The organism is Synechococcus sp. JA-2-3B'a(2-13) (genome assembly GCF_000013225.1).
Lineage (GTDB): Bacteria > Cyanobacteriota > Cyanobacteriia > Thermostichales > Thermostichaceae > Thermostichus.
In genome coordinates this window covers 2,987,904-3,012,524 of sequence record NC_007776.1, presented here as the reverse complement: position 1 = coordinate 3,012,524, position 24,621 = coordinate 2,987,904, and the positions used below count along the sequence as shown (strand labels likewise).

Genomic DNA, 24,621 nt, shown 5'->3' with positions numbered 1-24,621 from the left:
GGCCATGGCTGTCGAGACAACACCGATTTTGCCGGATCCGCAACGGTTGATCCCGAGCGAGCGCCTCAGACAACTGAATGTCCGCTCCAATTCAGCCGGGCTCCGGCAGCTTTTGGGACATTTGGCGGTGATGGCGGTGAGTGGCAGCCTGTGGGTGACCCAGAAAGGTGTCAATGGCTGGATTGCCCTGCCGGCGCTGGTGGTTTACGGGGCCAGTTTGGCGACGATGTTTGCTGCTTTGCACGAATGTGTACACCGCACCGCTTTTGCCAGCCCAAAACTGAATGACGGGGTGGCCTGGGTGGCGGGCTTGCTCTCATTTTACAACAGCACTTTTTATCGCCGATACCACAAATGGCACCACCGCTATACCCAGATTCCGGGCAAGGATCCGGAGCTGGAGGATCCCAAACCCCAGAGCTGGCCGGAGTATTTGCTCGAGCTGAGCGGCTTGACTTGGTGGATCGGCAAGGTGAAGACCTACATCCGCATAGCCAGCGGCCAGTTGCAAGGCTATCCCTACATTCCTGAATCGGCCCGCCAAGAGGTCATTCGTTCGGTGCGGTTGCAGCTAGGGATCTACGGCCTTGGGAGCTTGCTCTCCCTTCTGCTGGGGGATCCCTGGATAGTGTGGCTGTGGCTGTTGCCTTTGGCGGTAGGGCAGCCGATCTTGCGCTTCATTTTGCTGGCAGAGCACACAGGCTGTAGCCAAACCGAGGATCCCTTCTCCAATACCCGTACCACCCTTACCCTTTGGCCAATCCGCTTTTTGATGTGGAATATGCCTTACCATGCTGAGCATCACCTTTACCCCTCCATTCCATTTCATGCTTTGGCCGATGCCCATCAATACCTCAAGCCCCATCTGGCTCATCTAGGGCAGGGGTATGTGCGGGTTCATCGTCAGGTGATTGAACAATTTCAGGCATGACTCACTACACCTGGAGCCTGAACGATTTTCAGCTACAGTGCGGGATCCAACTGCCCCAAATCACGCTCGCCTACGCCACCTACGGGACTCTTTCCCCCCGAAAAGACAACCTGATCCTCTACCCCACCTCCTATGGGGCTCAGCATCCCGACCTGGAGTGGCTGATCCGTCCCGACGGCATCCTCAACCCGCAGCGGTGGTTTATCCTCATTCCCAATATGCTGGGCAATGGCCTTTCCACTTCCCCCAGCAACGATCCAGCCTGTGGCTTGCGGGAAGATGGCTTCTGGTTTAGCCACTGGGACAATGTGCGCCTGCAGGAGAGCCTGATTCGCCAACACTTTGGGATCGAACGCATCCGCCTGATCTACGGCTGGTCGATGGGGGCTCAGCAAGCCTATCACTGGGGATCCCTGTTTCCTGAGCGGGTGGAACGGATCGTAGCCCTCTGTGGCACCGCCAAGACCACAGTTCACAATCGGGTTTTTCTGGAGAGTTTGCGCTCAGCCCTAACTGCCGATCCCGCCTGGAACGGTCGTCGATTTACGGGTGTCCCAGAGCGGGGTCTGCGAGCTTTTGCCCACATCTACGCCAGTTGGGCTGTTTCCCAACCTTTTTTCAACCAAAAATGCTATGAATCCTTGGGGTATGCCTCTCTCGAAGATTATCTAGAGCGAGGCTGGGAGGCCAATTACCGCCGCCGGGATCCCCAGAATCTGCTATCGATGATCGAAACTTGGATCCGCTGCGATATCAGCGACAACCCCATTCACCGGGGAGATTATCGGGCTGCTTTGAGGGCAATTCAGGCCCAAACATTGGTGATGCCCGCCCAGACGGATTTGTATTTCACCCCAGAAGATTGTCGGGCTGAGGCAGAATGGATCCCGAACGCGGTTTACAAGATCATCCCCTCCATTTGGGGGCACCGGGCCGGTAATCCTCATCAAAACCCCGAGGATGAAGCTTTTATTCGCACAGCCGTGCAGGAGTTCCTGGAGAGCTGAGGGCACCTACACAGATTGCAGGCGCAGGTGTTGCACCAGAGCCTGTAGCCCCAACAGGTAGCTTTGCGCCCCAAAACCACTGATTTGCCCAACCGCTACGGCGGCGATGTAGGAGTGCTGGCGGAAGGGCTCGCGGCGATGGATGTTGCTTAGGTGGACTTCCACAGTGGGCAATCCTACGGCTGCAATGGCATCTCGGAGAGCAATGCTGGTGTGGGTATAGGCCCCAGGGTTGATCAGAATGCCGACATGCTGCTGGCGGGCACGGTGAATGGCATCGATGAGCACCCCCTCATGGTTGGACTGGAGAATCTCCAGCTTCGCCCCTAGCATTTCTGCCTGCCGATGCAGAGCCTGATCGATCTGCTCTAGGGATACTGAGCCGTAGATGCCCACCTCTCGCACCCCCAGCAGGTTGAGGTTGGGGCCATGCAGTACCAAGAGGCTGAGAGGCTCGCCGCCGGGGGCAATGGCAGTCGGATTAACGACGACGATGGGATCCATCTTCTACCGGAATGGGAGCAGGTTGAGGCTGGGGGTTCCCCAGCAGGGTGTCGATCACACGTTCCACCCATTCCCGGATCTTTTCCAGCACCTTTTCTACCCAATCCATCCGATCTGCCTCGCGAGGTTTTACGAAGGGAGTTTATTCGACGGACTTCTATGATAGCGCTTCTTTCCGAGGGGTGTAGAGGTAAACTACCCGGCTCCGACCGCTAAGCGGTACGGAGCGGGCTTTCAGTAGCCCTGAGCCTGCTCTGCTCTACCAGAGAACAAAACAAGCCCGGACCTCCAGGCTGGTTTACGGCAGCCCCCAAGAGCGCAATTACGTTTGCACCATTCAAGTCCGCATCCCCTTCCCATCCACAGTGCCCACACTTGAACGACTTACCACTGCGGTAGGATTGCGCAGGGTCGGGATGAATGTGCAAACACCGGTGGCAGGTCTGCGACGTGTAGGCGGGCGGCACAAGAATCAGAGAAACCCCTGCAACCCTCGCCTTGTACTCCAGAAATTGACGTAGTTGGTAGAACGCCCAACTGTTGGTTCTGCGCCTTTCGGTTTTGCTGCGTGGCTGTTGATTGACCCTTTCCCGGATCCCTGTCAGGTCTTCCAGAGCGATAGCGCTGTTGGTAGCTTTTGCCCTAGAGACAATAGCTTTGGAGATGCGATGATTGACCCACACTTGAAAGCGTCTCTCCTTGCCAGACAGCCGTTGCAACAGTTCTCTGCATCTGCGCCGCGAACTGCGTGTGCCCTTACTGGCTTTGCGTTGGAGTACCGCCCTCAACCGGGAGTAGTGGTCTCGGACTCTGTTCAACTGCTGTCCATTCCAGTTCTTCCCCTCTGAGGTATGAGCGATATCTATCCTTCCCAAATCCACCCCGATCACCTTGTCGGTATCTTGTTGCTTGGGTGGTTTTTTCTCTACGCAAATCTGGATGTAGTAGGAGCCGTCCTTCCGCTGGACTAGGGTGGCCGATTTGGGGTTGGAACCAGCCAGCATCCCACGCTGGTAGTTGCCAATGGCTAGCTCAAAGCGTTCTCTCCCTTCAACCGTGGTGAGCGACACCGTCCAGTCTTTTTGACGGAACGAAAAGATGCGAGCGTCGTAGGTAACAAAGCCGCTCTTAAACTCCTTGACGGGACGCTTTTTCTGCTTAGCCACTTTGCGGGAACCCGCTACCCGTCTGCACACCTGTTGGTCGCGTAAGCGGGACGTAGTCCTTGCCAAGTTACTGGACAAGCCAAACCGGGCTCGAATCTCGTAGTAGCAAAGGGATTGGAGTTTGACTGCGTTGACTACTTTTTCTGGTGTGTTTTGGTTGACCCAGTTCAATGCCTGTACAAAGGCATCCATCGTCGCGTCCAATTTGGCGGCTTGCGACGGGGACGCCTTGAGCTTACAGGAGACGGTCAGGACTTGGCTCATAAGTTCATTGTACTTCATCAAAGCGCATTCCTCCCGGCACTGACCCTACGGGTACAGTGCGGGGCTCCTGCGATTTCTAGCTGACTGGCTGGCCGGCCTTTTTCCCCAGCAGGGATCCCTTGTTTTGCCTACCCTTTTACAAGAATCTGAAGAAAATCCAAAACCCCTCAGCCAGACCAGTTCTTCAGCATCTGGCTAATGGTTCTGCAGATGATCCGCAGGGTCATGGAGCGCAGCAGGATCCCCATCTGAAGGTCTGTCCCCGGCAATTCAAATCGCTCCGCCTGGCCCGCCACCGTCAAAGTTAGGGTGGATCCCCGCTGCAGGAAGAGGGCGCCGCCGGGGTTGAGATCCCGTTTCAGGGTTTGCAGCTCTTGATCGGAGGGATCCCGCAGCACCACCAGATCGCTGCCTTCGTAGGCCAAGCCCTCCCGCTCCAGGGTCTCTTCGTCGGCTTCCGCCAAAAGCAGATCCAGTTGGGGATGGCGCAGCAGGGTTTTCACCTGGCGAAAGAGGCTGCCCTGCAGGGGTCTAGAGCTGTGGTTCAGCAGCACGCCCTCCCGACAGACGGATCCCACACATGCGTTGGGGCGGTGGGACAAAATATGCTCCACCAAGGTGTGCGCCTCCGCCAGGGTAAGGCGGTTGAAGGTCAAAATCGGGATGCGGGCCGTCTTGGGAAACAGATGGTCGAGGATTGCCCCCGGCACATCCACTCCCGCGCCAATGGCAGGTTTTTGGTGCATGAGCACACCTGGCGCAGCATTGATCTCGATGATCCCCAGGGATCCCTCCTTCCAGGAGCGCTCCAGGCTGGGGGCAATGACATCGATGCCCAAGCACACCAGCGAGAACTGCTGGGCAATGGTTTGGGCCAAAACCACGTTGTCGGGATGGACGGTGGCCGTGACATCGCGGCTCACTCCTCCCGCCGAGAGATTGGATACCTTGCGCAGATAGACCGTCCGCCCCGGTTCCAGCACACTGTCCACTGTCAAGCCCTGCTCCGCCAGAAAGCGCTCCATTGTCTCATCCCATTGGATCGGCCCTAGGGGAGAAGTGGGGGTATCCCAACGGGCGGGATCCCGGTTGGCCTGCTCGATGAGCTGCCCGATGGTGCTTCGGCCATCTCCCGTCACCGAGGCGGGGCGTCGTTCCGTGGCCGCCACAAAGCGGCCTCCCACACACAACAGGCGAAAATCGGTGCCCTGCAGATGCTTTTCCAGGATCAGTCGGATGGGCTCCTCAGGGGGAAGGGCTGCCACGGCTACCTCGTAGGCAAAGGCCAGTTCTTCTGGGGTTTGAATGCCTGCTGTTACCCCTATCCCCTTGTGGCCGGCCACCGGCTTGAGCACCACCGGATAGCCGATTTCTTGCGCTTGCTGCAAAGCTTCTGCCAAAGAGGCGACCACCTCTCCCTGGGGCACGGGGAACCCTTGCGCCGCCAGAAAGGCTTTGCAATCGTCTTTGCGGGTGGTGAAGTCAGAGTCGAGATGGCTGTCGCAGTGAAAGGTGGTGGCCACCCCTCGCACCTGGTTGCGACCATAGCCATACTGCATCACCCCTTCATCCCATAGGTAGTAGGTAGGGATCCCGCGTTCGTGAGCAGCCCGCAAGAGGGCATAGACCGTCGGCCCGCCGTACACCGAGTCGCGAAACAATTGCTGCAGGCGGCGCATCTCCCCTTCAAAATCGAAGGGCTGTCCTTGGGTGATGGCTTCCAGCCAATCCCAAGCAAAATAGACCGCAGCACGAGTGGTACGGCCATGTAAGGTCTGCACCGCGATGCGCACATACTCTGAAAACGGATGACAGCTCCACCGCTGCAAGTGGAGATCCATCTGCAACCGGTTCACCTCCGTCACCAGCCGGGCAAACAAGTGGGCGTAGGAAGGATAAGATCCCTCCTGCAACTGGGGAAAGTAGAAGCAGACCTTGGACAGGTAGACATCGATGGGCAGTGGCTGTGGGCACTGGGTAAGGGCAAAGTCGAAGGTGAAAGCGGCTGTACTGAGATAGGGGTTAGGGCCGAGATAATGCTTCAGGTTGAAAATGTCGAAAACATCCGACTCGCGCGCGTTGATGCGGGGCACGCCCGCCGCCTCCTGCAAAACCATAGCCGGCCTCAAGAGAAGGAAGACAACGACCTCAGCTCGGAGAAAACCCAACTCCCCCGGCTTGGGCCGCTTCCATTATTCCCGATCCGGCCCCCATCCCCGGCGGCTTGCCCTCGCAGCACAAGGGATCCCAGCTAGCCTTTTGCTGGTCAATTAACAGTTGCCTGACAGGCAACTTGGTAACTTGGAAAACCCTTCCCACCCTCTGATCGGGTTGGGGTTATTTCGAGTTGCAGTGCAACTGTTTGCCAATTCTGGGATCCCCTCTCCTCATAATGGGCAAGGGGCTGGGAGTGCTTGCCTGTAGCAGTGCTAGAGGAATGCCTCAGACTTAGACTTGTTCGGAATCACCTAACGATGGGCTTGCCAAGTTGGACTAGCGAAGGGCGCTCAGAAGCACAACATCCATAACCAGCAGCGCCCCAGCAAAGGCCAGCAGGCTGCGCACGATCTGGCGCTCTTGCTTAGAACGATGGGATCCACCCACACGAAGCCATTTCAGAGATTGGGGAAGGCGGTACAGCATAGGAGATTCGGCGGAACCCTAGGGTGATCATGCCCTATTTTGTGGGGTTTGGATTCCCCACGCTGGGGGGGAGAAACGGCTAGCCCTGAGGGGCAATTCCCTCTAGAGTGAGGGTTAGTCCATTGCCCCTGTCTATGACCACTCCCTTGACCCAAGCCGAAACCGTTTTGCAAAGGTGCTGGGATCATTGGCAATCTCTGGCCAGCCGTCGGGATTTACAACCGGAGTTCAGGGCTCTATCCACTTTGCGCAAGCGCCTCACCGCGCGGCTGTTTTCCATTGCGGTGTTTGGGCTGGTCAACCGTGGCAAGTCGGCCGTCCTGAACGCCCTAACCGGCGAGGAGCGATTGAAGGTGGGCCCCCTCAATGGGGTCACTCAGCAGCCCCAATCCCTGCTGTGGCAGCCGGGGCCGGGGATCCCTTGGCGGGTGAGGCTGGTGGATACTCCGGGTTTGAACGAAGTGGAAGGAGAAGCCCGCGAACAGTTGGCCTGGGATGTGGCCCGCTCGGCGGATTTGATCGTGTTTGTCATCGCCACCGACCTGACCCAGTTGGAATACCAAGCTCTCTCGGAGCTGCGCACCCTGCACAAACCCATCCTGCTGGTGTTGAACAAATGCGATCTCTACTCCGAAGCGGAGTTGCAGGCCATTTGTGCCCAGATCAGCCGCCACCTAGGCTGGGTATCGCCGCAAGAGATTTTGACCGTGGCCGCTTGCCCAAAACCTCTGAAAGTCCGCACCCACTGGCCGGATGGCCGCATTACTTTGGAATGGGAACGGCCTGCACCCCAAATTGAAGCCTTGCGGGGGCGAATTCTGCAGATTTTGCAAACCGAGGCGGGATCCCTCCTGGCTTTGAATGTGTTGAAGCGGCTGGACCGGGTTCAGGCCCAGATTCTGGAAAAACAGTGGCAGCACCATGCCCCCTTTGTGGAGCAATGGGGCAGGATTTTCGCCCTTGGCAAGGGGATGGGGGTGGGCTTAGCTCCGCTGGGGTTGGATTTGCTGTTGGCCCCGCTGCTGGATGGTCTTTGGCTGCTGGGCTTGGAGATCCGGCTGCACCTGCCCCGGAGGGTCTTGTGGAAGGGGCTGTGGCGACCGCTGCTGCTCAATGGGGCTTTGCTGCTGCTAGCAGAAGGAGTAAGTTCCTGGCTGTGGGGAGGCTGGGGCAACGGCCTCTTGCCGGGTCTGGTGGCGGGGGTCAGCCTGTATCGCCTGGGATCCCTGGCGCCACAGGTGCTCAGCCGGTTTGCAGCCCGAGCGTTCGGCCTGGAAGCGGGCCTTCGTGCCTTGATCGGACGGGAAAGGTTGGCTATGACAGACTGCACAGCCTCTCTGCCAAGCTCCCTGGCCTAGTTCTCAACCATTTCGGCAGCGTGGTAGGAGCTGCGCACCAATGGCCCTGAGCGCACCTGGCGAAACCCCATCTGGCGGGCTATCTGGCCCAGCTCGGCAAACTCCTCCGGAGTCCAGTAGCGTTCCACAGGGCGATGGGCCAAGGAAGGCTGCAGGTATTGCCCCAGAGTCAGACGATCGCATCCCACCGCCAGCAGATCCCGGAAAGTTTCCAGCACTTCTGCGCGGGTCTCCCCATGCCCCAGCATCAGCCCAGACTTGGTGGGTAATCCAGGATTCAGCTCCTTGACCGTTCGCAAAACCCGCAAGGACAGGTCATAGCCGGAGCTGCGCCGTACTGCCTGGGAGAGGCGTCGCACCGTTTCGATGTTGTGGTTGTAGCAGACAGGCTGGGCAGCCACCACACGGGCAATGCACTCGCGATCCCCGCGAAAGTCGGGGGTGAGCACCTCGATCTGGGTGCCGGGGCAGCGCCGCCGAATTGCCTCCATGACCTCCACAAAGCGACCGGATCCCTGGTCGGGCAGATCGTCGCGGGCCACCGAGGTGAGTACCACATAGCTGAGCCCCAGCAGCTCAACCGCCTCGGCCACTTTCTCCGGCTCTGTGGGATCCAACGGTGCGGGCCGTCCACTGGCCACCTGGCAAAAAGAGCAGGCGCGGGTACAGATCCCTCCCATCAACAGAAATGTAGCGGTTTTTTGGCTGTAGCACTCGGCTCGGTTTGGGCAGCGCCCCTCTTCGCAAATGGTGTGCAGGCCCCGCTGCTTGATCACCTGCTGCACCGCTGAAGTCTCGCTGGCTTTGCCGATGGAACGCTTGACCCAACTGGGAAGAGGGCTAACCGACATAGGGAGAACCGTTGCGTTAACTGGGTATCGGCAACAAGACTGCGCCCCTCTACAGCCGAAGGATGCAGCGCCTGCTCTGCCATTCTGACATGATGAAGCTCTGGGTTCCGAAAAGGGGAGGCCGAAGTCTTTGGGTCGACGGACTTCTCGGCTCGCACCAGCGGGACAAAGTCCTCCCAAAGCTCAGCCCTGTTCAGGGTTGCATGGGTCTTTCGGGGAGATTAAGCCACCTGGGGTGTGGTCAGCATTTGGTCGACGATGCGCTGCACAATCTGAAAGCCGGTCACCGCCTGCCAACCCAAGATCGCCAGGATCACCACGTTTAATAGGACATGCACATTACGCGCCCAGACCTTTTGCCCGTCTTTCATCAGCGGTGCTAGAGCCGCAGAGCTGGCCACCAAGGCCACAATGCCCAACCCAGCCAGCAGGTGAGGCCCAACAAACAGCTTGCCATTGTTCAGGTAGGTAACCCCCATGCCGCCCAGCGCCCCGAACACCATCAACACCAAGAACAGGGATCCGGCGAGGAAATGCCGCTGACCAAACTTCCCTTTGATCAGCTCCTTGCGTTCTTCTGCCGAGGCAGTGCGCACCCGTCGCGCTTGCAGACCCAGGTAAAGGGCATACAGGGCCAGCGCAAACGCCAAAATCATCAGCACAGGATGAAAGAAAGGCAAGGCCAGTTCTAGCCAGCGAGGAAGTTGAATGCTCATAGAGATCGCAGGATGGAAGAGGAAGACGCCCCCAAATTAACATGAGTTAACCTGATGCGCGGCAGTCTCCAGTCTCAGCGCAGCGGACTGGCACCCTATGGCAGGGTAACCCCCTGCCTCACTTTGTGGCTACGCAACGCTGCCGCGGCCCAGCTTTATCCCAGTCGCCAGCAAGAAAAACTCTTGCACCACTGGGGGCGGATGTGCTGAGCCCTCTACAGCGCGGCGGTGGCAGATCGCAAAACCAGCTACCAAAAGCTGGGCAGGTCTGTCAGCTACTTCGACACCGCTGACGGGAATAAGCAACTGAGCTCGCTGAAGCGTCAGAAGCGGCTAGCCGCGGTTCAGGCTATCGCGAAAGTCCGCCGGCCAGTTGAAGGCTCGCTTCTGCAGAAAGCTGCCAGCTCCCAAAGGTTCTAAAGGTCGGCAAACCCATCCAGCTGGCTCGGAGGAGAGATGGGCGTGTCAGGACAGGGATCCCACCGGCGCGAGATATTTTCCGTCTATGAGAAAGATGCCATTGGCAAACTGCACACTGTAGGTGCCCAACAGCCGCCGCTGCAGGATCACCCCTTGTTCGTGCAAGCGGATCAAATGGGCCGGGCGCAACATCGGCATTGGGTCAGCCGTTTTTAGGTAAGGAGGCATCTCCACCACTTGAACCGTTGCCCCCACTGGCAGTAAACCCTGGGCTTCAGACATAACGGGAGTCCATGTGGCAAGTGTCTCTAGCTTAGCTGAACGTAGGACGATGTATGCCCAAAACCGAACCCGAGCAGGATGACAGCATTAGGGCAGATCCCAGAGGAGCCGAACAGATTGGATCCCCGAAGAATTGTTGTAAGATTTTTATCAAGCACGAGGACTCAACGAGATAAAAAGGTAACATCTTGCAAGGTGAGTTGGTTTTTCCCACAAAGAAAAAGCAGTCGGCCTTTCGGGGTGCTGCCAACTGATCGCCAATTTGCTACCATACCATGAACTCTTGGTACCCATTTTTTGTGTCCTTGGATACGGAAACCTCATTTGCCGAGGCAATTTAGGGGTTCTCTTGTCCTGGAGCTGTGGGCGCAGGGCTTAGCAAGCTCGCCTTCGGCCTACGCACCAGCCAGATCTTTGCCGAAATTCTGTAGAAGTGTTAAGAATAGTTACATTGGTTTGCTATCTTCTCAGTTTTCATACTCGTCCTTACTTCAGCGCTGCGAAACGACCATGCTAGATCCCATTCCCCCCCCAGCCCTTGAGGAATATCTATTGGAAACGGGCATTATCGACCGTTCTCAACTGAGCCTGGCCAAGAAGCTGCAGCATCGCCAGCAAGGGCCGTTGCTGATGATCCTTTTGGAGTTGAGTTTCATCGATCTGGAGCAGCTCAGCCGCCTTTTGGATTTGGGCCGCGCCTACCCTTTTGATCATGCTGCAAACGCTGGATAGTCTTCAGCCCAACTGGCAACAGGCTCTGGCTCGGTGGTTCGCTGCTGAGCAGGGATCCCTGCTGCTGAAAAGCTGTGGGGGCCAGGATCTGGCGAAGCTGCGCAGTGTTTTGCAACAGATCTGTTCTCCTGTCCAGTCTGTTACGTTGCTAACAGAAGACTTGGAGGTGGTGGCCGGCCCATTGACGCTGCAAAGCTGGGATCCTCAAGCGACGGGCCATTTTGCCCACCTTTATCTGGAGCGTTCCGCCTCTAGCTCACACATGAGTCGTTTGGCGGCTATTGTTGCTCGGTTGCGCGCTCCCGACGGGTGTCCTTGGGATCGGGCCCAAACTCCAGAGTCTCTTACCCCCTACATTCTTGAAGAAGCGTATGAGACGGTAGCTGCCATTCGAGCCGGGGATCCGGCAGCAATTGCCGAAGAGCTGGGGGATTTGTTGTTGCAGGTGGTGTTGCAGTCTCAGATCTTTGCCGAGCAGAACCACTTTGATCTGGAAGCTGTGGCTGCGGGAATTGCCGATAAGCTCATCCGCCGTCACCCCCATGTGTTTGGGGATGCTGTGATGGCAGATCTTCCGGAGTTGCACCGCTCTTGGGAACAGATCAAGCAAGGGGAGCGACCGGATCAAAGCCTTGGCCAAAAACTGCTACACTATGCCCAAGGTTTGCCCCCCCTGATGGCTGCCCTGAAAATTTCCTGCAAAGTGGTGGGGGCAGGGTTTGAGTGGCCAACGGTGGAGGGGATCTGGGCCAAGATCCGCGAGGAAGAAGCCGAGCTGCGTCGAGAATTGGAGAGGGATCCCCCCGATCCAACTCGGCAGGAAGCCGAACTGGGGGATCTGCTTTTTGCCCTGGTCAACTTGGGCCGTTGGTATGGTTTGGATGCTGCCCAAGCTCTAACCCAAACCAACCTGCGCTTTGCTCGCCGTTTTTTGCGCATGGAAGAGCTGGCTCAGGAACCAGCGGGATCCCTGCCCGGCGATGGCATAAGCTCCCTTCTGAAAGGACGCAGTTTCCAGGAGCTGGAAGTCCTCTGGCAACAGGCCAAGCAAGAATATCCCTAGTTTGGATATGGGGTTGAGCTGGCGCTGGCTTTGAGGGGGTATCCGCCCACACAGTCTTGGGGCAAGTTCTCTTTGTAGGGTAGGAGCTGTTCTGAGCACCTGTCTCTATGTCGGCTATGTCTCCAGTTTCTTTCCTTGAGCAGGCTGGGGCTTGGATTGAATGCCTGCCCACATGCCAGAATGCAGCAAACCCCCCTCGCTATGCTCCTGTACGGGCCGGGGAGTATATTCGCTCTAAGCTGAAGGTTTCGATGATTGGGGAGGTAGGGCAGAGCTCTCGGAGATCTCAAACTCAGATAAAGTTTCAAAGCTCCCCGGCAGAGGATACAGCTACCTCCTGGCTTTGATTCGAGAGCAGTTTGGGTTACCTGATCTCAAGGCTCGGCTGCCTGTGATAAAACTCCTTGCCCGTCATTTGGCCAACCTGTGCAAATTCAGATCCGCCATCTCATCGAATATCGCTACAGTCGTCCAGTCCAACTGGAGCCCCACACGGTGCGATTGCGACCGCGCTGCGACGGGATCCAGACTCTCCTGGCTTTTGAGTTGCAGGTGGATCCGCAGCCGGTGGGCCAATCGGCGCTGGTGGACCTGGAGGGCAACGCGGCGGTTCGGCTCTGGTTTGGGGATCCCACCGAGCATTTGCGCATTCAAACTCAGGCCACGGTGCTCACCCTGCGGCAGAATCCCTTCGACTACCTGCTCTGCGATTGGGCCACCCATCTCCCCATCGACTATCCCAGCACGCTGGCAGCCCAATTACAGCCTTATCTGACGGCTCAGGCGGATCCCGGCATCCAGGCCTTGGCCTGGGAGCTATGGGATCACGTGCAGGGGGAAACGACGGCTTTTCTGCCGGCGCTGAACCAGCGCATCTATTCAGAATGCCGCCACATCTTGCGGGAAAAGGGGGATCCCTGGCCTGCCGGCTTGACCTGGCATCGCAAAACCGGAGCCTGCCGCGATTTGGCCCTGGTGTTCATGGAGGTCTGCCGTACGGTAGGCTTGGCCGCGCGCTTTGTCAGTGGCTACCAGGTCAGCCCCTCGCAGCCTTCGGGGGAGAGCAGGGGTGGAGAACCCCCAGAGCCTGTGCGCCGTCATTTGCACGCTTGGGCGGAGGTGTACTTGCCAGGGGCCGGTTGGCGGGGCTTTGATCCCACCCAGGGGTTGGCCGTGGCCGATGGTCATGTGGCTTTGGCGGCCAGCGCTTACCCCAGAGATGCCGCTCCCATTTACGGCCATTGGCTGGGCAAGGGCGTTCACAGCAGCATGAGCTACACCATCCACATTCAGGCGGGATCTTCTGCGCAAAGCCAAGCCCAGCTTGCTGCAGACAGCCTGAGCACTCCACCAAAAGTTTGGGGCTGAAGCCGTAGAGCTTCAACTTGGCCGGATCCCAAAGCGGAAATTTGAGATAGCATAGCCTAGCCCAGATCTTGAGAATTTGCCGAGGGATCCCGTTGACCCAGTCTATTGATGTCCCCACCAGCGTTGATACGTTTTTGCAGGAGTTGGCCGCCATTCAGCAAGTTGGGCCGAAGCGAGTGGCCATCCTGGGCAGCCGTCATGTGCCCATTACCCATCAGTATTTGATCGAGACCCTCAGTTATGCCCTGGCCCTTACCGGCAATCAGATCCTCACCTCTGGGGCCATTGGCACCAACTTGGCCGTCATTCGGGGGGCGATGCGGGCGGACATGAAGTCCTTGACGGTGATCTTGCCGCAGAGTTTGGAGCGACAGCCGGCAGAGTCGCGGGCCAGCCTGGAGCAGGTGCTGCATCTGGTGGAGCATCCGGAAAACGACCATCTTCCCTTGGCGGAGGCCAGCCGCCTGTGCAACCTGGAGATCATCAGCAAGTGCCAGCAGTTGATCTGCTTTGTCTTCCACGACAGCGTCACGCTGCTGGATGCCTGCAAGCATGCTGAGGAACAACACAAGTTGGTCACTCTCTTCTATTTCGACTGATTTGCCCTTCTACTTTCTTCCTCGGTATTGAGCTTGCGGCAGGGGGAAGTGTTCTTGTAGCCAGGCTTCAGCTTCTGCCGGGGTGGTGAGTTCGCCGTTCAGGGTGAGGCAACGCAGTTGCTCCAAAATGGCTTGGAAGGGGCGACCTGGCTTGTAACCCAGACGACGCAGATCGTGGCCGTTGAGGAGCGGCTTCACCCAGTACCACTCCTGCAAGTAGCGCCAGATCAACCGCCGGGCCGGCTTGGGGGCGATCCCAGCCAACAAAATCACCGCCGGGATCCGCAGCCCCTGCAGCAGTTGCACCACCTGGGCCGGAGAGAGGGTGCCGGGGTCCAATTGGGCCAACAGGGTTTGGTAATAGGAGGAATGGCTGAGGCGTTCGATGCCTGCTTGGGTAAGGTGGAGTTGGCTGGCCACCTGGGGGGCTTGGGGCAGCGTGAGGAGGAGAGCCTCTAGGCGCAGTTGCCAGATCTCCTGGGATCCCAGCTCAGGATAGCGGCGGCGAAAGTGATAGGCCCAGCGGCCCACCCGTTGCAACCGCCGGCACAGGGAGGGATCCCACTCCAGGTCGGGGTGAATACAGCGCAAAGCCCCCCATTCTGCCAGCTGCTCAAAGGCTTGGGGCCAATCGCGGGATCCGAGAATGTAGGCCAGCTCCTGCTTGAGGCGATCCCCGCCGACGGCATCGTGCAGACCACTGGCCACAGCAGCGCGGATCCATTTTTCTGTGGTCGAGTCCAGGGCGAAGCCCAAGCGCACCGCAAAGCGCACCGCCCGATAAATGCGGGTGGGATCCTCGATGAAGCTGTTGGGGTGTAATGCCCGGATGATCCCCTGTTGCAGATCCGCTTGTCCGCCGAAAAAATCCAGCACCTGTCCTCGCTGGGGGCCGTTGAGGCGCAAGGCCAAGGCGTTGATGGAAAAATCCCGCCGATAGAGGTCTTGCTGAATGGATCCCATGGCCACTTCGGGGGGAGAGGCCGGGTAGGGATAAAACTCCGTGCGGGCGCTGGCGATATCCACACAAAAGCCGCCTGGCCAGATCAAGGCCGCCGTTTGGAATTTGCCGTGGATCTCCAGCCGCGCTTCTGGGAAGTGCTGTTTGAGCGCTTGTCCCAAAATCAAGCCCCAGCCCGGGGGATCGATCCCATCCAGGGCCGGAGAGTAGGGCCCATCCACCACCAAGTCCAGATCCAGCCGCTCCAGGTTGGGTGAGGGCTGCCGTCCCCACCGGTGCAGCAGCAGATCCCGCACCGTTCCCCCCACCAGATACAACCTCAGGCCCTTCTCATCGGCGATGTGGGCGGCCTGCTCCAGCAACTGTCGATGCCGCTCCGACAGGGCCGCGAAGGCGAGATCCAAAGGGCAGGAAAGGGTGGGCAAAGCCAACTGCGGTGAGAGGGCCGGCAACTCGTGTAGGTGCCGCAACACATCGGTGCGAGTTACAATGCCCACCAACTGTCCATCCTGGAGAACCGGCAGGCGGCCAATATCCCACTGCACCATCAACCGCTGAATCTCCGCCAAGGGGGTGTCGGGGGAGAGGGTTTTCACGTCGGTGGTCATGTAGCCCTTGACGGGGGCATGGCCAAACCCGTGATGCAGGGCGATATCGATATCCCGCCGCGAGATCACCCCCACCAGGCGACCTTGAGCGTCCACCACCACCAGGCCGGAATGGCCGTAGCGCAGCAGCACCCGCTGGGCCTCGTCGATGGTGATCTCCGGTCGGATGGTGCGCACCGGAGCCGACATCAAATCTTTGGCCGTCACCGGGGGCGGGATCCGCTCTTGGACAGCCTGCCTGAGGGCCGCCATGACTTGGGCCGGGTTGGGCAAAGGCTGCTCTGGGCTGGCTTTTAACGTGGCTGCTGCAGCACAATCGTGTCCACCGCCGCCGTAGAGGGCCATCACCCTGCCCAACTGGGCAAACTCCTGCCGCGCCCGCCCGATCAGGCTGAGCCGCTCCCCCTGCCGCGCCACCAAGAGCAGCACATCCACTCCCGTCAGATCCATCAGCCGCATCACCAGGCCGGCTAGGCCGGGCACAAACTCCGGCAGCTCCAGCAGCCACTCTCCCAGGCGATACTCTCCCACCTGCTGCACCTGCATCTGGGCCAGCCCCTGGCTGAGCAGTTCGCGCATCTCTGGGGTGAGGCCATCCCCCAAAAAGCGCCGCAACAAGACCAGGTTCACCCCCTGATCCAACAGCCAGCTCAGGGCAGCAGCATCGCGGGCGGTGGTCTCCGGGAAGGTCAGGGATCCCGTATCCATGTGAATGCCCAAAGCCAGCGCCAGCCGCTCAAAAGGGCTGAGAGGGATCCCAGCAGCCTGCAGCCGCTCCACCAGCAAGGTACAGGTGGCCCCCACGGCCTCGATATGACAGTTCACCTGCTGCTGCGGCCAAAAGCCATCCGGTGGGGTTTCCGGATCCCTGAGGTGATGGTCGAAAATCTCGATTTGGGTGCCGGGGACGCTCAACCAAGCGGCAGCTTTGCCCAAGCGATCCGGATCGTGACAGTCCACCACAATCCACCGCTGCACCTGTCCCGGATCCACAGAGCGCAGCTCGATGAGGGGAAATTCATCTCGGTACAAGGCCAAAAACTCCTGCACCCCCGGCAGGGATCCCCCGGCCAAGGCAATGCGGGCACCCGGATACAGGCGCGCCGCTCCCACCGCCGCCCCTAGGGTGTCGAAATCCGCCGATTGATGGCACAGGATCAGATCCATTGCGGCAAGAGTTGTCGTTTTCCCCCCTTCCATCCTGGCCTAAGCCAGGATCCCTCTTGTTGGAGTCGGACAAGAAGAAATGAAGGGCTGCTCAACTCCGAGGGGCAAGTGAAAACCTCGAAGCTAAGTTTCAGGACGGGTGTCCGGGTTTTTATCAAAAAATTGGGTCATAACCCCGTCCTACGGCTATGCAGAAGCAGGCCAGTAGCGTGGGGAGTTATGTCCACAAGGAGCTTTTACAGCGTCGTCAGCTCCTTTTCTTTTTCTGCCAGCAGCTCATCGATCTTTTTGATATAGCGGTCGGTCAGCTTCTGGATGTCATCCTGCAAGCTTTTGGACTCATCTTCAGACAGCTCGCCGTTTTTCTCCCGCTTGCGCACCGAGTCGATGCCATCCCGCCGGATGTTGCGGATTGAGACTCGCCCCTCTTCGGCTAGCTTGGCCACCTGTTTGCTCAGCTCTTTGCGGCGCTCTTCCGTCAGGGGGGGAATGGTGAGCCGCACCACCTTGCCGTCGTTGCTGGGGGTTAGACCTAGGTCAGAGGCAACAATGGCCCGCTCAATGGCCGCCAAGGTCGAGGGATCAAAAGGCTGGATCAAGAGAGTGCTGGAGTCTGGCGTGGTGAGGCTGGCCAGGGCCTTGAGGGGAGTGGGCACGCCGTAGTACTCCACCTGAATGCGATCCAGCAGGCTGGAATTGGCCCGCCCGGTGCGCACCGTATTAAAGGAGCGCTGTGTGGCTTGCACAGCTTTGTTCATCAACTCCTCAATCTCAGCTAGCTCCACGGGGTTTTCCTCGCTTTCAAAACAGTTTCCAGACAGTCAGGCTTGGGCAGCCAACCTGGCCCCTCTACGGTGAGCCTGACCTCAATTCTACCGCCTTGTCTTAGGATCCCGTTCCTCAAAGCTGCACCTGCAGTCGGCGAATTTCTCGCCAGATGCCCCCCAGTGGGATGGTACGAGCTCAAAGCTTCCCCTAAACTGCTCTGCAGTTTACTGCACAACACAGGCACAACAAAGTTTTATGCTCTCTCGCCAAATTGGTTCTTCAACGGCCCTAGCCTGGCTGATCGGCAGCTTGAGTCTCTTGGGTTTTGGAGCGGCTGCGGCAGCCTTAGAGCTGCAGATTGTGTCCCCCAATGCTTATAAAGTGCCCTACCTGGGAATTGATGGTGTTTTCACTCTGGATACGTCCCTGGAACAATCGGCCAACGATCCGCGCAATCCAAAGCGGGTGAAGTTTGAGAAGATGGAGTTCTTCTCCTTCTACGCCGATCTGGAGGGGAAAAAGCCCCTGGCGGAAAATTGTCGCTACGCCTATCGGGGGGCTGCGCCGGATCCCTTCTACTACCCTGAGCGCTCCTTAAGTTCCATCTGGGATTTGTTTCAGTTGCGGCCTGGAGCAGACGCCAGTTGCGAGACCTTCACCTATGTGATTCTGCGGGCACCCCACGGGGATCCGGTGCACATGCACCTGCGCTACGGAGGCCGCAACAGCAGCTTCCAGGAACTTCTGAACATCAGCACTCTGCCGGAGGATCCTGCCAACTTCAACCCCTGGTGGAGCACCTACTGCGCGGAGGGGGTAACCGGCTGCGATTGATGGGCTGAGCGGCTCACAACTCCTGCCGCGCTTCCAAGGCACGGGCCAGGGTAACCTCGTCGGCATATTCCAGCTCGGATCCCATGGGCAGGCCGAAGGCCAGGCGGGTCATGCGCAAGGTGGGGGCAACCGGCTTCAGGTAATCCTTGACCACGTGCATGGTTACTTCCCCCTCTACGCTGGGGCTGATGGCAAAGATCAGCTCCTGCGGTTTTTCCCGTGCCACCCGAGCCACCAGCTCGCGGATGTGCAGTTGATCGACCCCGATCCCGTTCATGGGGGAGATGAGGCCACCCAAAACGTGGTAAAGCCCCTTGAACTCGCGGGTGCGTTCCATCGCAATCAAATCTTTGACATCGGCCACCACGCACCACAGCGAGGGATCCCGCTGCGGCGAACGGCAAATCTCACAGGGATCCTCCGCCGACCAGTTGAAGCAGATGGAACAGTGCCGAACGGTTTGCTTGGCTTCCAGCAGGGCTTTGGCCAGGGCCTCGATCTCGCCGGCAGGCCGGTTGATCAAGTGGAGAGCTAGGCGCTGAGCGGTTTTGGAGCCAATGCCGGGCAGCCGTTGCAGCTCTTCGATGAGGCGAGCCAAGGGGCGAGTGTACATACAGAGTTAAGCAAGCGGGGTTAAGCAAGTGGGGCTCAACCCAGTCCCAACCCCGGCAGACTGATGTTTCCGGTCAGCTCTTCCATGCGTTTGCGCATCGTCTCAGCAGATTGGGTGTAGGCGTTCACCATCGCCGTCAGGAGCAAGTCTTCTACCACATCCACCGACTCCTGGAGCACTTGGGGATCCAGAGAGACCTTAAGGGGTTCTTGGTTGCCGTTTACCGTCACTTTCACCAGCCCATTGCCGGCTTCGCCGACGATCTCCATCTCTTCCAGCTCTTTTTGCAGCCTTTGAGCGCCATCGCGCACCTCTTGGGCTTTCTTGAGCGCTTCTTGGATTTTGCCGAAGGGGCCAAAGCCTCGAGTCATGGGATCCTCTCTTGGGTTATCCAGATACTGCTGTTCTACTCTACCCGTTTCCCCATCGCCGGTGAAAGCACTCGCAAGTCTGGGCAGAGGTGCTCCGCACCGCTAAGGCGACCGGCCTTCCTTAGGTTGCCCTTAACTCTGGCAGATTATCCTCACAAGAGAAGCCGAAGATCGACTCAAAAGCCCATCTGCTCATCGGTGTTCGCCGTCTGGAGGTGCCATGGCCCAACTGTTGCAGGATCCCCGATCTCAAGTAGCCCAGCCCAATTCAACTTGGGTAGAGCCTTCTCCCTGGCGTTGGCGGCGCTGGATCCCGGAGCGTTGGTATGTGCATTTGGGCCTGGTGCTGGCCTGCTTGGTTCTGGGATTTCCGGTGTTGTATGCCCTGATCGTGAGCACCCAGAACAATGCCGAGGTGTTCCGCTATCAATTGACCTTTGGCTCCTCTTTTGCCTTCAACTGGCATCAGGTGATGGTGGCGCGGCACTTGGGCCACTACATGGTCAACAGCACCATCGTGGCGGTGGCGATCACCGTGGGCAAGACGGTTTTGTCGCTGCTAGCCGGGCTGGCCTTTGTGTACTTCCGCTTTCCCGGCAAAGGGCTGGCCTTTGGCTTTGTGCTGATCACGCTGATGATGCCCACAGAAATCTTGATCATTGCCCTGCTGCGGTTGGTCACCAACTTGGGCTGGGGATCCACCTACTACGCTTTAATCGTGCCCTTTCTGGCCAGCGCCACGGCCACGTTTTTGTTTCGCCAGCATTTTTCCAACATTCCCCGCGAGCTGGCGGAGGCGGCCCAACTGGACGGGGCCAACCCGCTGCAATTTCTCACCCAGGTGCTGATCCCCTTGAGCTGGAACGCCATCGGGGCGCAGGCGGTGATTCACTTCGTTTACGCTTGGAATATGTACCTGTGGCCCCGCTTGATCGTGCAAGGCCGAGAGCGACAAGTGGTGCAGGTGGGGCTGCAATCCCTGCTTAATCTGGATAGCTCGGCCTCCTATGGCCCCATGATGCTGGGAGCGATCATCGCCAGTATCCCGCCGCTGCTGGTGTTTATTGCGCTGCAGAAGCCCTTCATGAGCGGGTTAGCCCTCAATCGCGACAAGTAAGCCCTTAGGTTCCCTTTCATGCCCAGAGATCTGCGTCGTTTTGTTGCTCTGCTGGAATCCCGTGGCCAGCTCCGCCGCATTTCCGCGGAAGTGGATCCGGATCTGGAAATTGCCGAGATCGCCGATCGCCTCTTGGCCTGCGGGGGGCCGGCGCTGCTGTTTGAGCGGGTGAAGGGATCCCGTATGCCGCTGTTGATCAATGTTTTGGGCACGGTGGAGCGCATCTGCTGGGCGATGGGGATGGAGCAGCCGCAGGAGCTGGAGACCTTGGGGAAAAAATTGGCCTTGCTCTACCAGCCACGGCCCCCCAAAACCTTTGCCCAGGCGGTGGAGTTGGGACAAGCTCTGTTTAGCGTACTCAAAGCTAAACCCAGCCGGGATCTGCTTCCTCCCTGTCAGCAGGTGGTGCTGCGGGGAGAGGAAGTGGATCTCACCCAATTGCCCCTGTTGCGGGTCTATCCCGGCGATGCCGGACGGGTGCTGACCTTGGGCCTGATGGTCACCAAAGACCCGGAAAATGGGATCCCCAACGTGGGGGTGTACCGCCTGCAGTTGCAAAGCCGCAACACCATGACGGTGCAATGGCTGTCGGTGCGGGGGGCGACTCGGCATCTGCGCAAAGCGGCGGCCCTGGGCCAAAAGTTGGAGGTGGCGGTGGCGGTGGGGGTGGATCCGGTGGTGATTCTGGCGGCGGCCACACCCCTGCCGGTGGATCTGTCGGAGTGGCTGTTTGCCGGTCTCTATGCCGGAGAAGGGTTGCACCTGGCCCAGTGCAAAACGGTGGATCTGCAGGTGCCGGCCCATGCTGAGATCGTTCTGGAAGGCAGCATCACCCCTGGGGAAGTGGCCCCCGATGGGCCTGCCGGAGATCACATCGGCTACTACGGCCCCCGCAACGAGCAGGCTCCTCTGATTCGCTTCCACTGCCTGACCCACCGCCGGGATCCCATCTATCTCACCACCTTCAGCGGCAAGCCCCCCAAAGAAAACGACATGATGGCGCTGGCCCTGAACCGCATCTACACCCCCATCCTCAGGCAGCAGGTGCCGGAGATTGTAGATTTCTTTTTGCCGATGGAGGCGCTGGGCTACAAAGCAGCCATCCTCTCCATCGACAAGGCCTACCCTGGCCAGGCGCGGCGGGCGGCTTTGGCTTTTTGGAGCGCCCTGCCCCAATTTAGCTACACCAAGTTTGTGATCGTGGTGGACAAGGATATCAATGTGCGGGATCCACGGCAGGTGCTCTGGTGTCTGTGTTCGCGGGTGGATCCGCAGCGGGATGTGTTTATTCTGGCGGACAACCCCTTTGACACCTTGGACTTTGCCACCGAAAAACGGGGTCTGGGGGGCAAGATGGGCATTGATGCCACCACCAAAATTCCCCCAGAAACCGATGCTCCCTGGCGGGAGCCCCTTGCTCCAGATCCGGAGGTGGCCCGCTTGGTGGATCGCCGCTGGGCAGAATATGGCCTGGCGGATCTCAATTGGCAGCCGGCGGATCCCCGCCTGTTTGGATACGATCTCTAGGCCCGCAGGGCCTCAATGGGATCCAGTTGCGCCGCTTTGCGGGCCGGGAAAATGCCAAAGACTAGCCCAATCCCAGTGGACAGGGAGAACGCCACTCCCACTGCCACCCCATCGACTTGGGTGGCCAAGGGGGTGAACACCTGCACCGCCACCAGCAGGCCGCTGCTGAGGAGGATCCCGAGCACCCCCCCGGTCACGGCAATGAAAATCGCTTCGGCGGCAAACTGCTGCAAAATCTGCCGGCTATCCGCCCCAATCGCCTTGCGCAGCCCGATTTCATGGGTGCGTTCCGCAACTGAGATAAGCATCACATTCATGATCCCCACCCCTCCCACCAGCAGGGAGAGGGCCGCCGTGCCCGTCAGCAGCACCCGCAACAGGCTCAAAATCCTGGCCGACCCATCCAGGAGCACTTTCTGGTTGCGGATGATGAAGTCATCTTCTCCCACCAATTGGTGCCGCTGGCGCAGCAGGTTGCGGATTTGGAACTCGGCAGCAGGCAGATCGGCTTCAGAGCGGGCCGAGACGAAAATCGCCGTCAGCTCTGTGCCGTAGGGGGAACGCCGCCCGACCAACTGATTGGCCACCACATCCACCGGCAGAAACACTCCGGCATCGCTGTTGCCAAACACCGTCGGCTTCGAGCGCAAAGTGCCGATTACCTCGAAGGGCAAGTTGTTCAGCAGGACGGTCTCCCCAATGGCAGCGGCGGGATCCAGGCCGAACAACTGGCTGGCGGCATCGCTGCCCAGCACCACCACCGGGCGCTGTTCCTCGATATCCGAGGGCAAGAGGAAGCGGCCTGCCTCGATCTCTAAGTTCAACACCGACAAATACTCCGGCCAAGTGCCGGTGGCCTCGTAGCGGCGATCCACTCCACCTCGCACCGCGCGCACATTGGTGCCCAGGCTGGGGACGGCTGCTGACACGGCAGGCACTTCCGCAGCAATGGCTCGCACATCCTCCAAAGTGAGGGGGCGGATGTTGCCGGCATCGACCAGGCCCAAGTTGGCCGAAAAGACGATCAGCAAGTTGGTGCCCAGAGAGCGAAATTGATCCACCGCCATCTCTTGGGCAGCATAGCCAAATCCGGCAATGGCCACCACCGCCGCATTGCCGATGAGGATCCCGAGCATGCTCAGCCCGGTGCGCAGGCGATGTCGTCGCACCATTTGCCAGGCCATTTTGGCCGCCGTTGCCAGGCTCATGGCTGTTGCTCCGCTCTTTTAATCAAAGTCTCTAGGTTCACCCCAGGAGGCAGGGCAGTAAAGACCCGATCCCCTGCCTGCAGACCGGAGAGGATCTGGGTAACTCCACCCTGAGTGATGCCCGTTTCCACGCGGCGATAGACAGGTCGCCGGGTTTGGGGATCCAGCAGGAGCACGCCTTCCTGGCTTTCCTCCCGGAGGATAGCCACTGAGGGCACCGTCAGAGCCTGAGGCTGGGGATCCCCAATGAAATCCACCGAAACAGTCATGCCGGTGCGCAAAAAGTCGGCCCCAGGCTCCGGTTCAACGAAGACCCGAAAGACGGTTACCTCTCGCACCACCACCGTAGCGGGTGCAATCCGCTTCACCCGCCCCTGCACCAGGCGGTCGGGGTAGGCCAGGGAGCGGATCTCCACCGGCTGACCCACCCGCACCTGGGCAATCTGGGCTTCTGGCACTTCTGCCCGCACCTCAATTCCCTGAGCCAGCGCCAAAATGGAACTGGAAGAAGCTGCGGTGGCATCGGAAGCTGCTGTTGTGGGAGCTACAAAGGATCCCACCTCGGCAAAGCGCTGCACCACCACACCGGAAAAGGGGGCGCGGACTTCGGTGTCAGCCAACCGGGATTGCCGTTGGGCCAGCTCGGCTTGTGCCTGGGCAATTTGGGCTTGAATTTGCTGTAGGGTTTCCGGGCGGCTCCCCAGTTGCAATCGCTCCAACTCCTGTTGAGCAGCTCGCAAATCCGCTTGCGCTTGTTCCAGGCGGGCCGAGCGTTGATCCAGCTCGCTGCGGGCTACCACCCCCGCCTGCACCAGGGCCTGGATGCGCTCTAACTCCCTCTGAGCCAAGTCCACCTGCGACCGGGCAGCATCCACCCTGGCCTGGGCCGCCGCGATCACCTGGGGGCGCTCTCCGGCCTGTTGCTCCGCTAGACGGGCTTGCAGCTCTTGAATGCGGGCTTGGGCTTGGCGAATGCCACTGGCGAGATCGCCGTAGTCCATCCGGGCCAATAACTGCCCTGCCACCACTTCATCTCCCTGATCCACCAACAGTTCCGCCAGGCGACCCGACTCGCGAGGGCTGACATTCACCTGGCGGAGCGGCTGCACCTGGCCGCTCACCCGCAGGCGTTGGGTCAGATCCACCACTTGAACCGGTACCGTCAATCTTTCCAGCCGTTCTGCCCTCTGCTGCTGCAGCTGACGCTGGATCAGGAGACCGCTGCCCCCTAGGCCGGCCAACAGCAAGCCCAAGAGCATCCAACCGAAGGGAAATCTCTTGGGGCGGGGTTTGCTCTGGGGCAGAGGCTGATCTGCAGGCCTGGGAGTAGACAGGGATCCCGTCTTGGGCTCATCGGTGTGCAGGATCACAAAAGTCTCCCGTTTGTAACAAAAGCTTTATCTTTGTCTAGCCTATTGGAAAAATGGGGGAAGCGTAAACACAGTCTCCCACCTCTTGAGCTCTATGTCGGCCAGCTCTGTACAAAAAACAGCGACGATTGTTACCATGGTTAACTGCCGGTAGCGCGGGAAGGCCATGAACG

The 24,621-nt window shown here is 59.1% G+C and carries 24 protein-coding genes; 10 read left to right on the top strand and 14 right to left on the bottom strand.

The features are described 5' to 3' along the window. Nucleotides 1-4 precede the first annotated feature (4 nt). Together CYB_RS13850 and CYB_RS13845 are read left to right on the top strand one after the other, a co-directional pair. Entirely contained in the window at nt 5-931 is a 927-nt protein-coding gene (locus CYB_RS13850; RefSeq protein ID WP_011434450.1) for a fatty acid desaturase family protein, read from the top strand. After that, entirely contained in the window at nt 928-1,938 is a 1,011-nt protein-coding gene (locus tag CYB_RS13845; protein WP_011434449.1) for an alpha/beta fold hydrolase, read from the top strand. The genes CYB_RS13850 and CYB_RS13845 overlap by 4 nt, the downstream gene beginning before the upstream one ends. Before the next feature lie 6 nt (nt 1,939-1,944). Here CYB_RS13845 and aroQ read toward each other — a convergent pair whose 3' ends face one another. The 5 genes from aroQ to CYB_RS15270 form a co-directional block, all read right to left on the bottom strand. Next, nucleotides 1,945-2,442 carry a type II 3-dehydroquinate dehydratase gene (gene aroQ, locus CYB_RS13840; protein WP_049749607.1) on the bottom strand — a complete coding sequence of 166 codons (498 nt, stop codon included), beginning with the start codon at nt 2,440-2,442 and terminating at the stop codon, nt 1,945-1,947. Then, on the bottom strand, nt 2,420-2,551 hold the full coding sequence (locus CYB_RS15575) for a hypothetical protein (protein WP_011434447.1): 132 nt from the start codon (nt 2,549-2,551) through the stop codon (nt 2,420-2,422). The genes aroQ and CYB_RS15575 overlap by 23 nt, the downstream gene beginning before the upstream one ends. Nucleotides 2,552-2,654: 103 nt before the next feature. Beyond that, nucleotides 2,655-3,872, bottom strand: coding sequence for an RNA-guided endonuclease InsQ/TnpB family protein (locus CYB_RS13835; protein WP_011434446.1), 1,218 nt, complete (start codon nt 3,870-3,872; stop codon nt 2,655-2,657). Between the two features lie 167 nt (nt 3,873-4,039). Then, nucleotides 4,040-5,989 (bottom strand): acetate--CoA ligase family protein, encoded by a 1,950-nt coding sequence (locus tag CYB_RS13830; protein WP_011434445.1) that lies wholly within the window; start codon nt 5,987-5,989, stop codon nt 4,040-4,042. Nucleotides 5,990-6,365: 376 nt separating this feature from the next. After that, nucleotides 6,366-6,515: a hypothetical protein gene (locus CYB_RS15270; protein WP_011429585.1), complete on the bottom strand. Its 150-nt coding sequence runs from the start codon at nt 6,513-6,515 to the stop codon at nt 6,366-6,368. 134 nt (nt 6,516-6,649) lie between these two features. Between CYB_RS15270 and CYB_RS13825 the strand changes: the two genes are divergently transcribed. Next, nucleotides 6,650-7,873, top strand: coding sequence for an Era-like GTP-binding protein (locus CYB_RS13825; protein WP_011434442.1), 1,224 nt, complete (start codon nt 6,650-6,652; stop codon nt 7,871-7,873). Here CYB_RS13825 and lipA read toward each other — a convergent pair. The 3 genes from lipA to CYB_RS13805 form a co-directional block, all read right to left on the bottom strand. Beyond that, nucleotides 7,870-8,724: a lipoyl synthase gene (lipA, locus tag CYB_RS13820; RefSeq protein WP_011434441.1), complete on the bottom strand. Its 855-nt coding sequence runs from the start codon at nt 8,722-8,724 to the stop codon at nt 7,870-7,872. The two genes, CYB_RS13825 and lipA, sit on opposite strands and share 4 nt — an antisense overlap. Before the next feature lie 221 nt (nt 8,725-8,945). After that, nucleotides 8,946-9,440, bottom strand: a complete 495-nt coding sequence (locus CYB_RS13815) for a DUF4079 domain-containing protein (RefSeq protein ID WP_011434440.1) — start codon at nt 9,438-9,440, stop codon at nt 8,946-8,948. A gap of 465 nt (nt 9,441-9,905) precedes the next feature. Continuing rightward, nucleotides 9,906-10,142 (bottom strand): DUF3148 domain-containing protein, encoded by a 237-nt coding sequence (locus CYB_RS13805; protein ID WP_011429589.1) that lies wholly within the window; start codon nt 10,140-10,142, stop codon nt 9,906-9,908. Between the two features lie 510 nt (nt 10,143-10,652). Between CYB_RS13805 and CYB_RS13800 the strand changes: the two genes are divergently transcribed. The 4 genes from CYB_RS13800 (at nt 10,653) to CYB_RS13785 (ending at nt 13,904) form a co-directional block, all read left to right on the top strand. Beyond that, on the top strand, nt 10,653-10,874 hold the full coding sequence (locus tag CYB_RS13800) for a DUF2949 domain-containing protein (protein WP_041436895.1): 222 nt from the start codon (nt 10,653-10,655) through the stop codon (nt 10,872-10,874). Next, nucleotides 10,855-11,937 (top strand): nucleoside triphosphate pyrophosphohydrolase, encoded by a 1,083-nt coding sequence (gene mazG, locus CYB_RS13795; RefSeq protein WP_011434439.1) that lies wholly within the window; start codon nt 10,855-10,857, stop codon nt 11,935-11,937. Before CYB_RS13800 ends, mazG begins: the two co-directional genes overlap by 20 nt. A gap of 426 nt (nt 11,938-12,363) precedes the next feature. Next, on the top strand, nt 12,364-13,305 hold the full coding sequence (locus CYB_RS13790; protein ID WP_011434438.1) for a transglutaminase family protein: 942 nt from the start codon (nt 12,364-12,366) through the stop codon (nt 13,303-13,305). 92 nt (nt 13,306-13,397) lie between these two features. Further along, nucleotides 13,398-13,904, top strand: a complete 507-nt coding sequence (locus CYB_RS13785; RefSeq protein ID WP_011434437.1) for a hypothetical protein — start codon at nt 13,398-13,400, stop codon at nt 13,902-13,904. Between the two features lie 9 nt (nt 13,905-13,913). Here the strand turns inward: CYB_RS13785 and CYB_RS13780 are convergent, their stop codons facing one another. Then, nucleotides 13,914-16,640 carry a CBS domain-containing protein gene (locus CYB_RS13780; protein ID WP_011434436.1) on the bottom strand — a complete coding sequence of 909 codons (2,727 nt, stop codon included), beginning with the start codon at nt 16,638-16,640 and terminating at the stop codon, nt 13,914-13,916. 236 nt (nt 16,641-16,876) lie between these two features. Next, complete coding sequence (gene frr, locus CYB_RS13775) at nt 16,877-17,425, bottom strand: ribosome recycling factor (protein ID WP_011434435.1); 549 nt, start codon at nt 17,423-17,425, stop codon at nt 16,877-16,879. Between the two features lie 238 nt (nt 17,426-17,663). Between frr and CYB_RS13770 the strand changes: the two genes are divergently transcribed. Continuing rightward, nucleotides 17,664-18,242: a hypothetical protein gene (locus tag CYB_RS13770; RefSeq protein WP_011434434.1), complete on the top strand. Its 579-nt coding sequence runs from the start codon at nt 17,664-17,666 to the stop codon at nt 18,240-18,242. Nucleotides 18,243-18,255: 13 nt separating this feature from the next. Here CYB_RS13770 and recR read toward each other — a convergent pair whose 3' ends face one another. Together recR and CYB_RS13760 are read right to left on the bottom strand one after the other, a co-directional pair. Then, on the bottom strand, nt 18,256-18,855 hold the full coding sequence (gene recR, locus CYB_RS13765; RefSeq protein WP_011434433.1) for a recombination mediator RecR: 600 nt from the start codon (nt 18,853-18,855) through the stop codon (nt 18,256-18,258). A 35-nt stretch (nt 18,856-18,890) separates the two neighbouring features. Then, entirely contained in the window at nt 18,891-19,226 is a 336-nt protein-coding gene (locus CYB_RS13760; protein ID WP_011434432.1) for a YbaB/EbfC family nucleoid-associated protein, read from the bottom strand. Between the two features lie 220 nt (nt 19,227-19,446). On the opposite strand from CYB_RS13760, the gene CYB_RS13755 reads away from it, so the two are divergent. Together CYB_RS13755 and CYB_RS13750 are read left to right on the top strand one after the other, a co-directional pair. Beyond that, the gene (locus CYB_RS13755) at nt 19,447-20,343 is read left to right on the top strand and encodes a carbohydrate ABC transporter permease (protein ID WP_148202782.1); all 897 of its coding nucleotides are present in this window, start codon (nt 19,447-19,449) and stop codon (nt 20,341-20,343) included. Between the two features lie 18 nt (nt 20,344-20,361). After that, nucleotides 20,362-21,870: a UbiD family decarboxylase gene (locus CYB_RS13750; protein WP_011434430.1), complete on the top strand. Its 1,509-nt coding sequence runs from the start codon at nt 20,362-20,364 to the stop codon at nt 21,868-21,870. Here CYB_RS13750 and CYB_RS13745 read toward each other — a convergent pair. Together CYB_RS13745 and CYB_RS13740 are read right to left on the bottom strand one after the other, a co-directional pair. Then, the gene (locus tag CYB_RS13745) at nt 21,867-23,078 is read right to left on the bottom strand and encodes an ABC transporter permease (RefSeq protein ID WP_011434429.1); all 1,212 of its coding nucleotides are present in this window, start codon (nt 23,076-23,078) and stop codon (nt 21,867-21,869) included. The genes CYB_RS13750 and CYB_RS13745 overlap by 4 nt on opposite strands. Then, nucleotides 23,075-24,448, bottom strand: coding sequence for an efflux RND transporter periplasmic adaptor subunit (locus tag CYB_RS13740; RefSeq protein WP_011434428.1), 1,374 nt, complete (start codon nt 24,446-24,448; stop codon nt 23,075-23,077). The genes CYB_RS13745 and CYB_RS13740 overlap by 4 nt, the downstream gene beginning before the upstream one ends. Nucleotides 24,449-24,621 lie beyond the last annotated feature (173 nt).

Bases quoted from the DNA above. Each gene is read 5' to 3' on its own strand.
- CYB_RS15575 (WP_011434447.1), bottom strand. From the start codon at position 2,551: ATGGATTGGGTAGAAAAGGTGCTGGAAAAGATCCGGGAATGGGTGGAA.
- mazG (WP_011434439.1), top strand. From the start codon at position 10,855: ATGCTGCAAACGCTGGATAGTCTTCAGCCCAACTGGCAACAGGCTCTG.
- recR (WP_011434433.1), bottom strand. From the start codon at position 18,855: ATGTACACTCGCCCCTTGGCTCGCCTCATCGAAGAGCTGCAACGGCTG.
- CYB_RS13835 (WP_011434446.1), bottom strand. From the start codon at position 3,872: ATGAGCCAAGTCCTGACCGTCTCCTGTAAGCTCAAGGCGTCCCCGTCG.
- CYB_RS13805 (WP_011429589.1), bottom strand. From the start codon at position 10,142: ATGTCTGAAGCCCAGGGTTTACTGCCAGTGGGGGCAACGGTTCAAGTG.
- CYB_RS15270 (WP_011429585.1), bottom strand. From the start codon at position 6,515: ATGCTGTACCGCCTTCCCCAATCTCTGAAATGGCTTCGTGTGGGTGGA.
- CYB_RS13755 (WP_148202782.1), top strand. From the start codon at position 19,447: ATGGCCCAACTGTTGCAGGATCCCCGATCTCAAGTAGCCCAGCCCAAT.
- CYB_RS13750 (WP_011434430.1), top strand. From the start codon at position 20,362: ATGCCCAGAGATCTGCGTCGTTTTGTTGCTCTGCTGGAATCCCGTGGC.
- CYB_RS13745 (WP_011434429.1), bottom strand. From the start codon at position 23,078: ATGAGCCTGGCAACGGCGGCCAAAATGGCCTGGCAAATGGTGCGACGA.
- aroQ (WP_049749607.1), bottom strand. From the start codon at position 2,442: ATGGATCCCATCGTCGTCGTTAATCCGACTGCCATTGCCCCCGGCGGC.
- CYB_RS13800 (WP_041436895.1), top strand. From the start codon at position 10,653: ATGCTAGATCCCATTCCCCCCCCAGCCCTTGAGGAATATCTATTGGAA.
- CYB_RS13845 (WP_011434449.1), top strand. From the start codon at position 928: ATGACTCACTACACCTGGAGCCTGAACGATTTTCAGCTACAGTGCGGG.
- CYB_RS13830 (WP_011434445.1), bottom strand. From the start codon at position 5,989: ATGGTTTTGCAGGAGGCGGCGGGCGTGCCCCGCATCAACGCGCGCGAG.
- lipA (WP_011434441.1), bottom strand. From the start codon at position 8,724: ATGTCGGTTAGCCCTCTTCCCAGTTGGGTCAAGCGTTCCATCGGCAAA.
- CYB_RS13815 (WP_011434440.1), bottom strand. From the start codon at position 9,440: ATGAGCATTCAACTTCCTCGCTGGCTAGAACTGGCCTTGCCTTTCTTT.
- CYB_RS13780 (WP_011434436.1), bottom strand. From the start codon at position 16,640: ATGGATCTGATCCTGTGCCATCAATCGGCGGATTTCGACACCCTAGGG.
- CYB_RS13760 (WP_011434432.1), bottom strand. From the start codon at position 19,226: ATGACTCGAGGCTTTGGCCCCTTCGGCAAAATCCAAGAAGCGCTCAAG.
- CYB_RS13850 (WP_011434450.1), top strand. From the start codon at position 5: ATGGCTGTCGAGACAACACCGATTTTGCCGGATCCGCAACGGTTGATC.
- CYB_RS13770 (WP_011434434.1), top strand. From the start codon at position 17,664: ATGCTCTCTCGCCAAATTGGTTCTTCAACGGCCCTAGCCTGGCTGATC.
- CYB_RS13825 (WP_011434442.1), top strand. From the start codon at position 6,650: ATGACCACTCCCTTGACCCAAGCCGAAACCGTTTTGCAAAGGTGCTGG.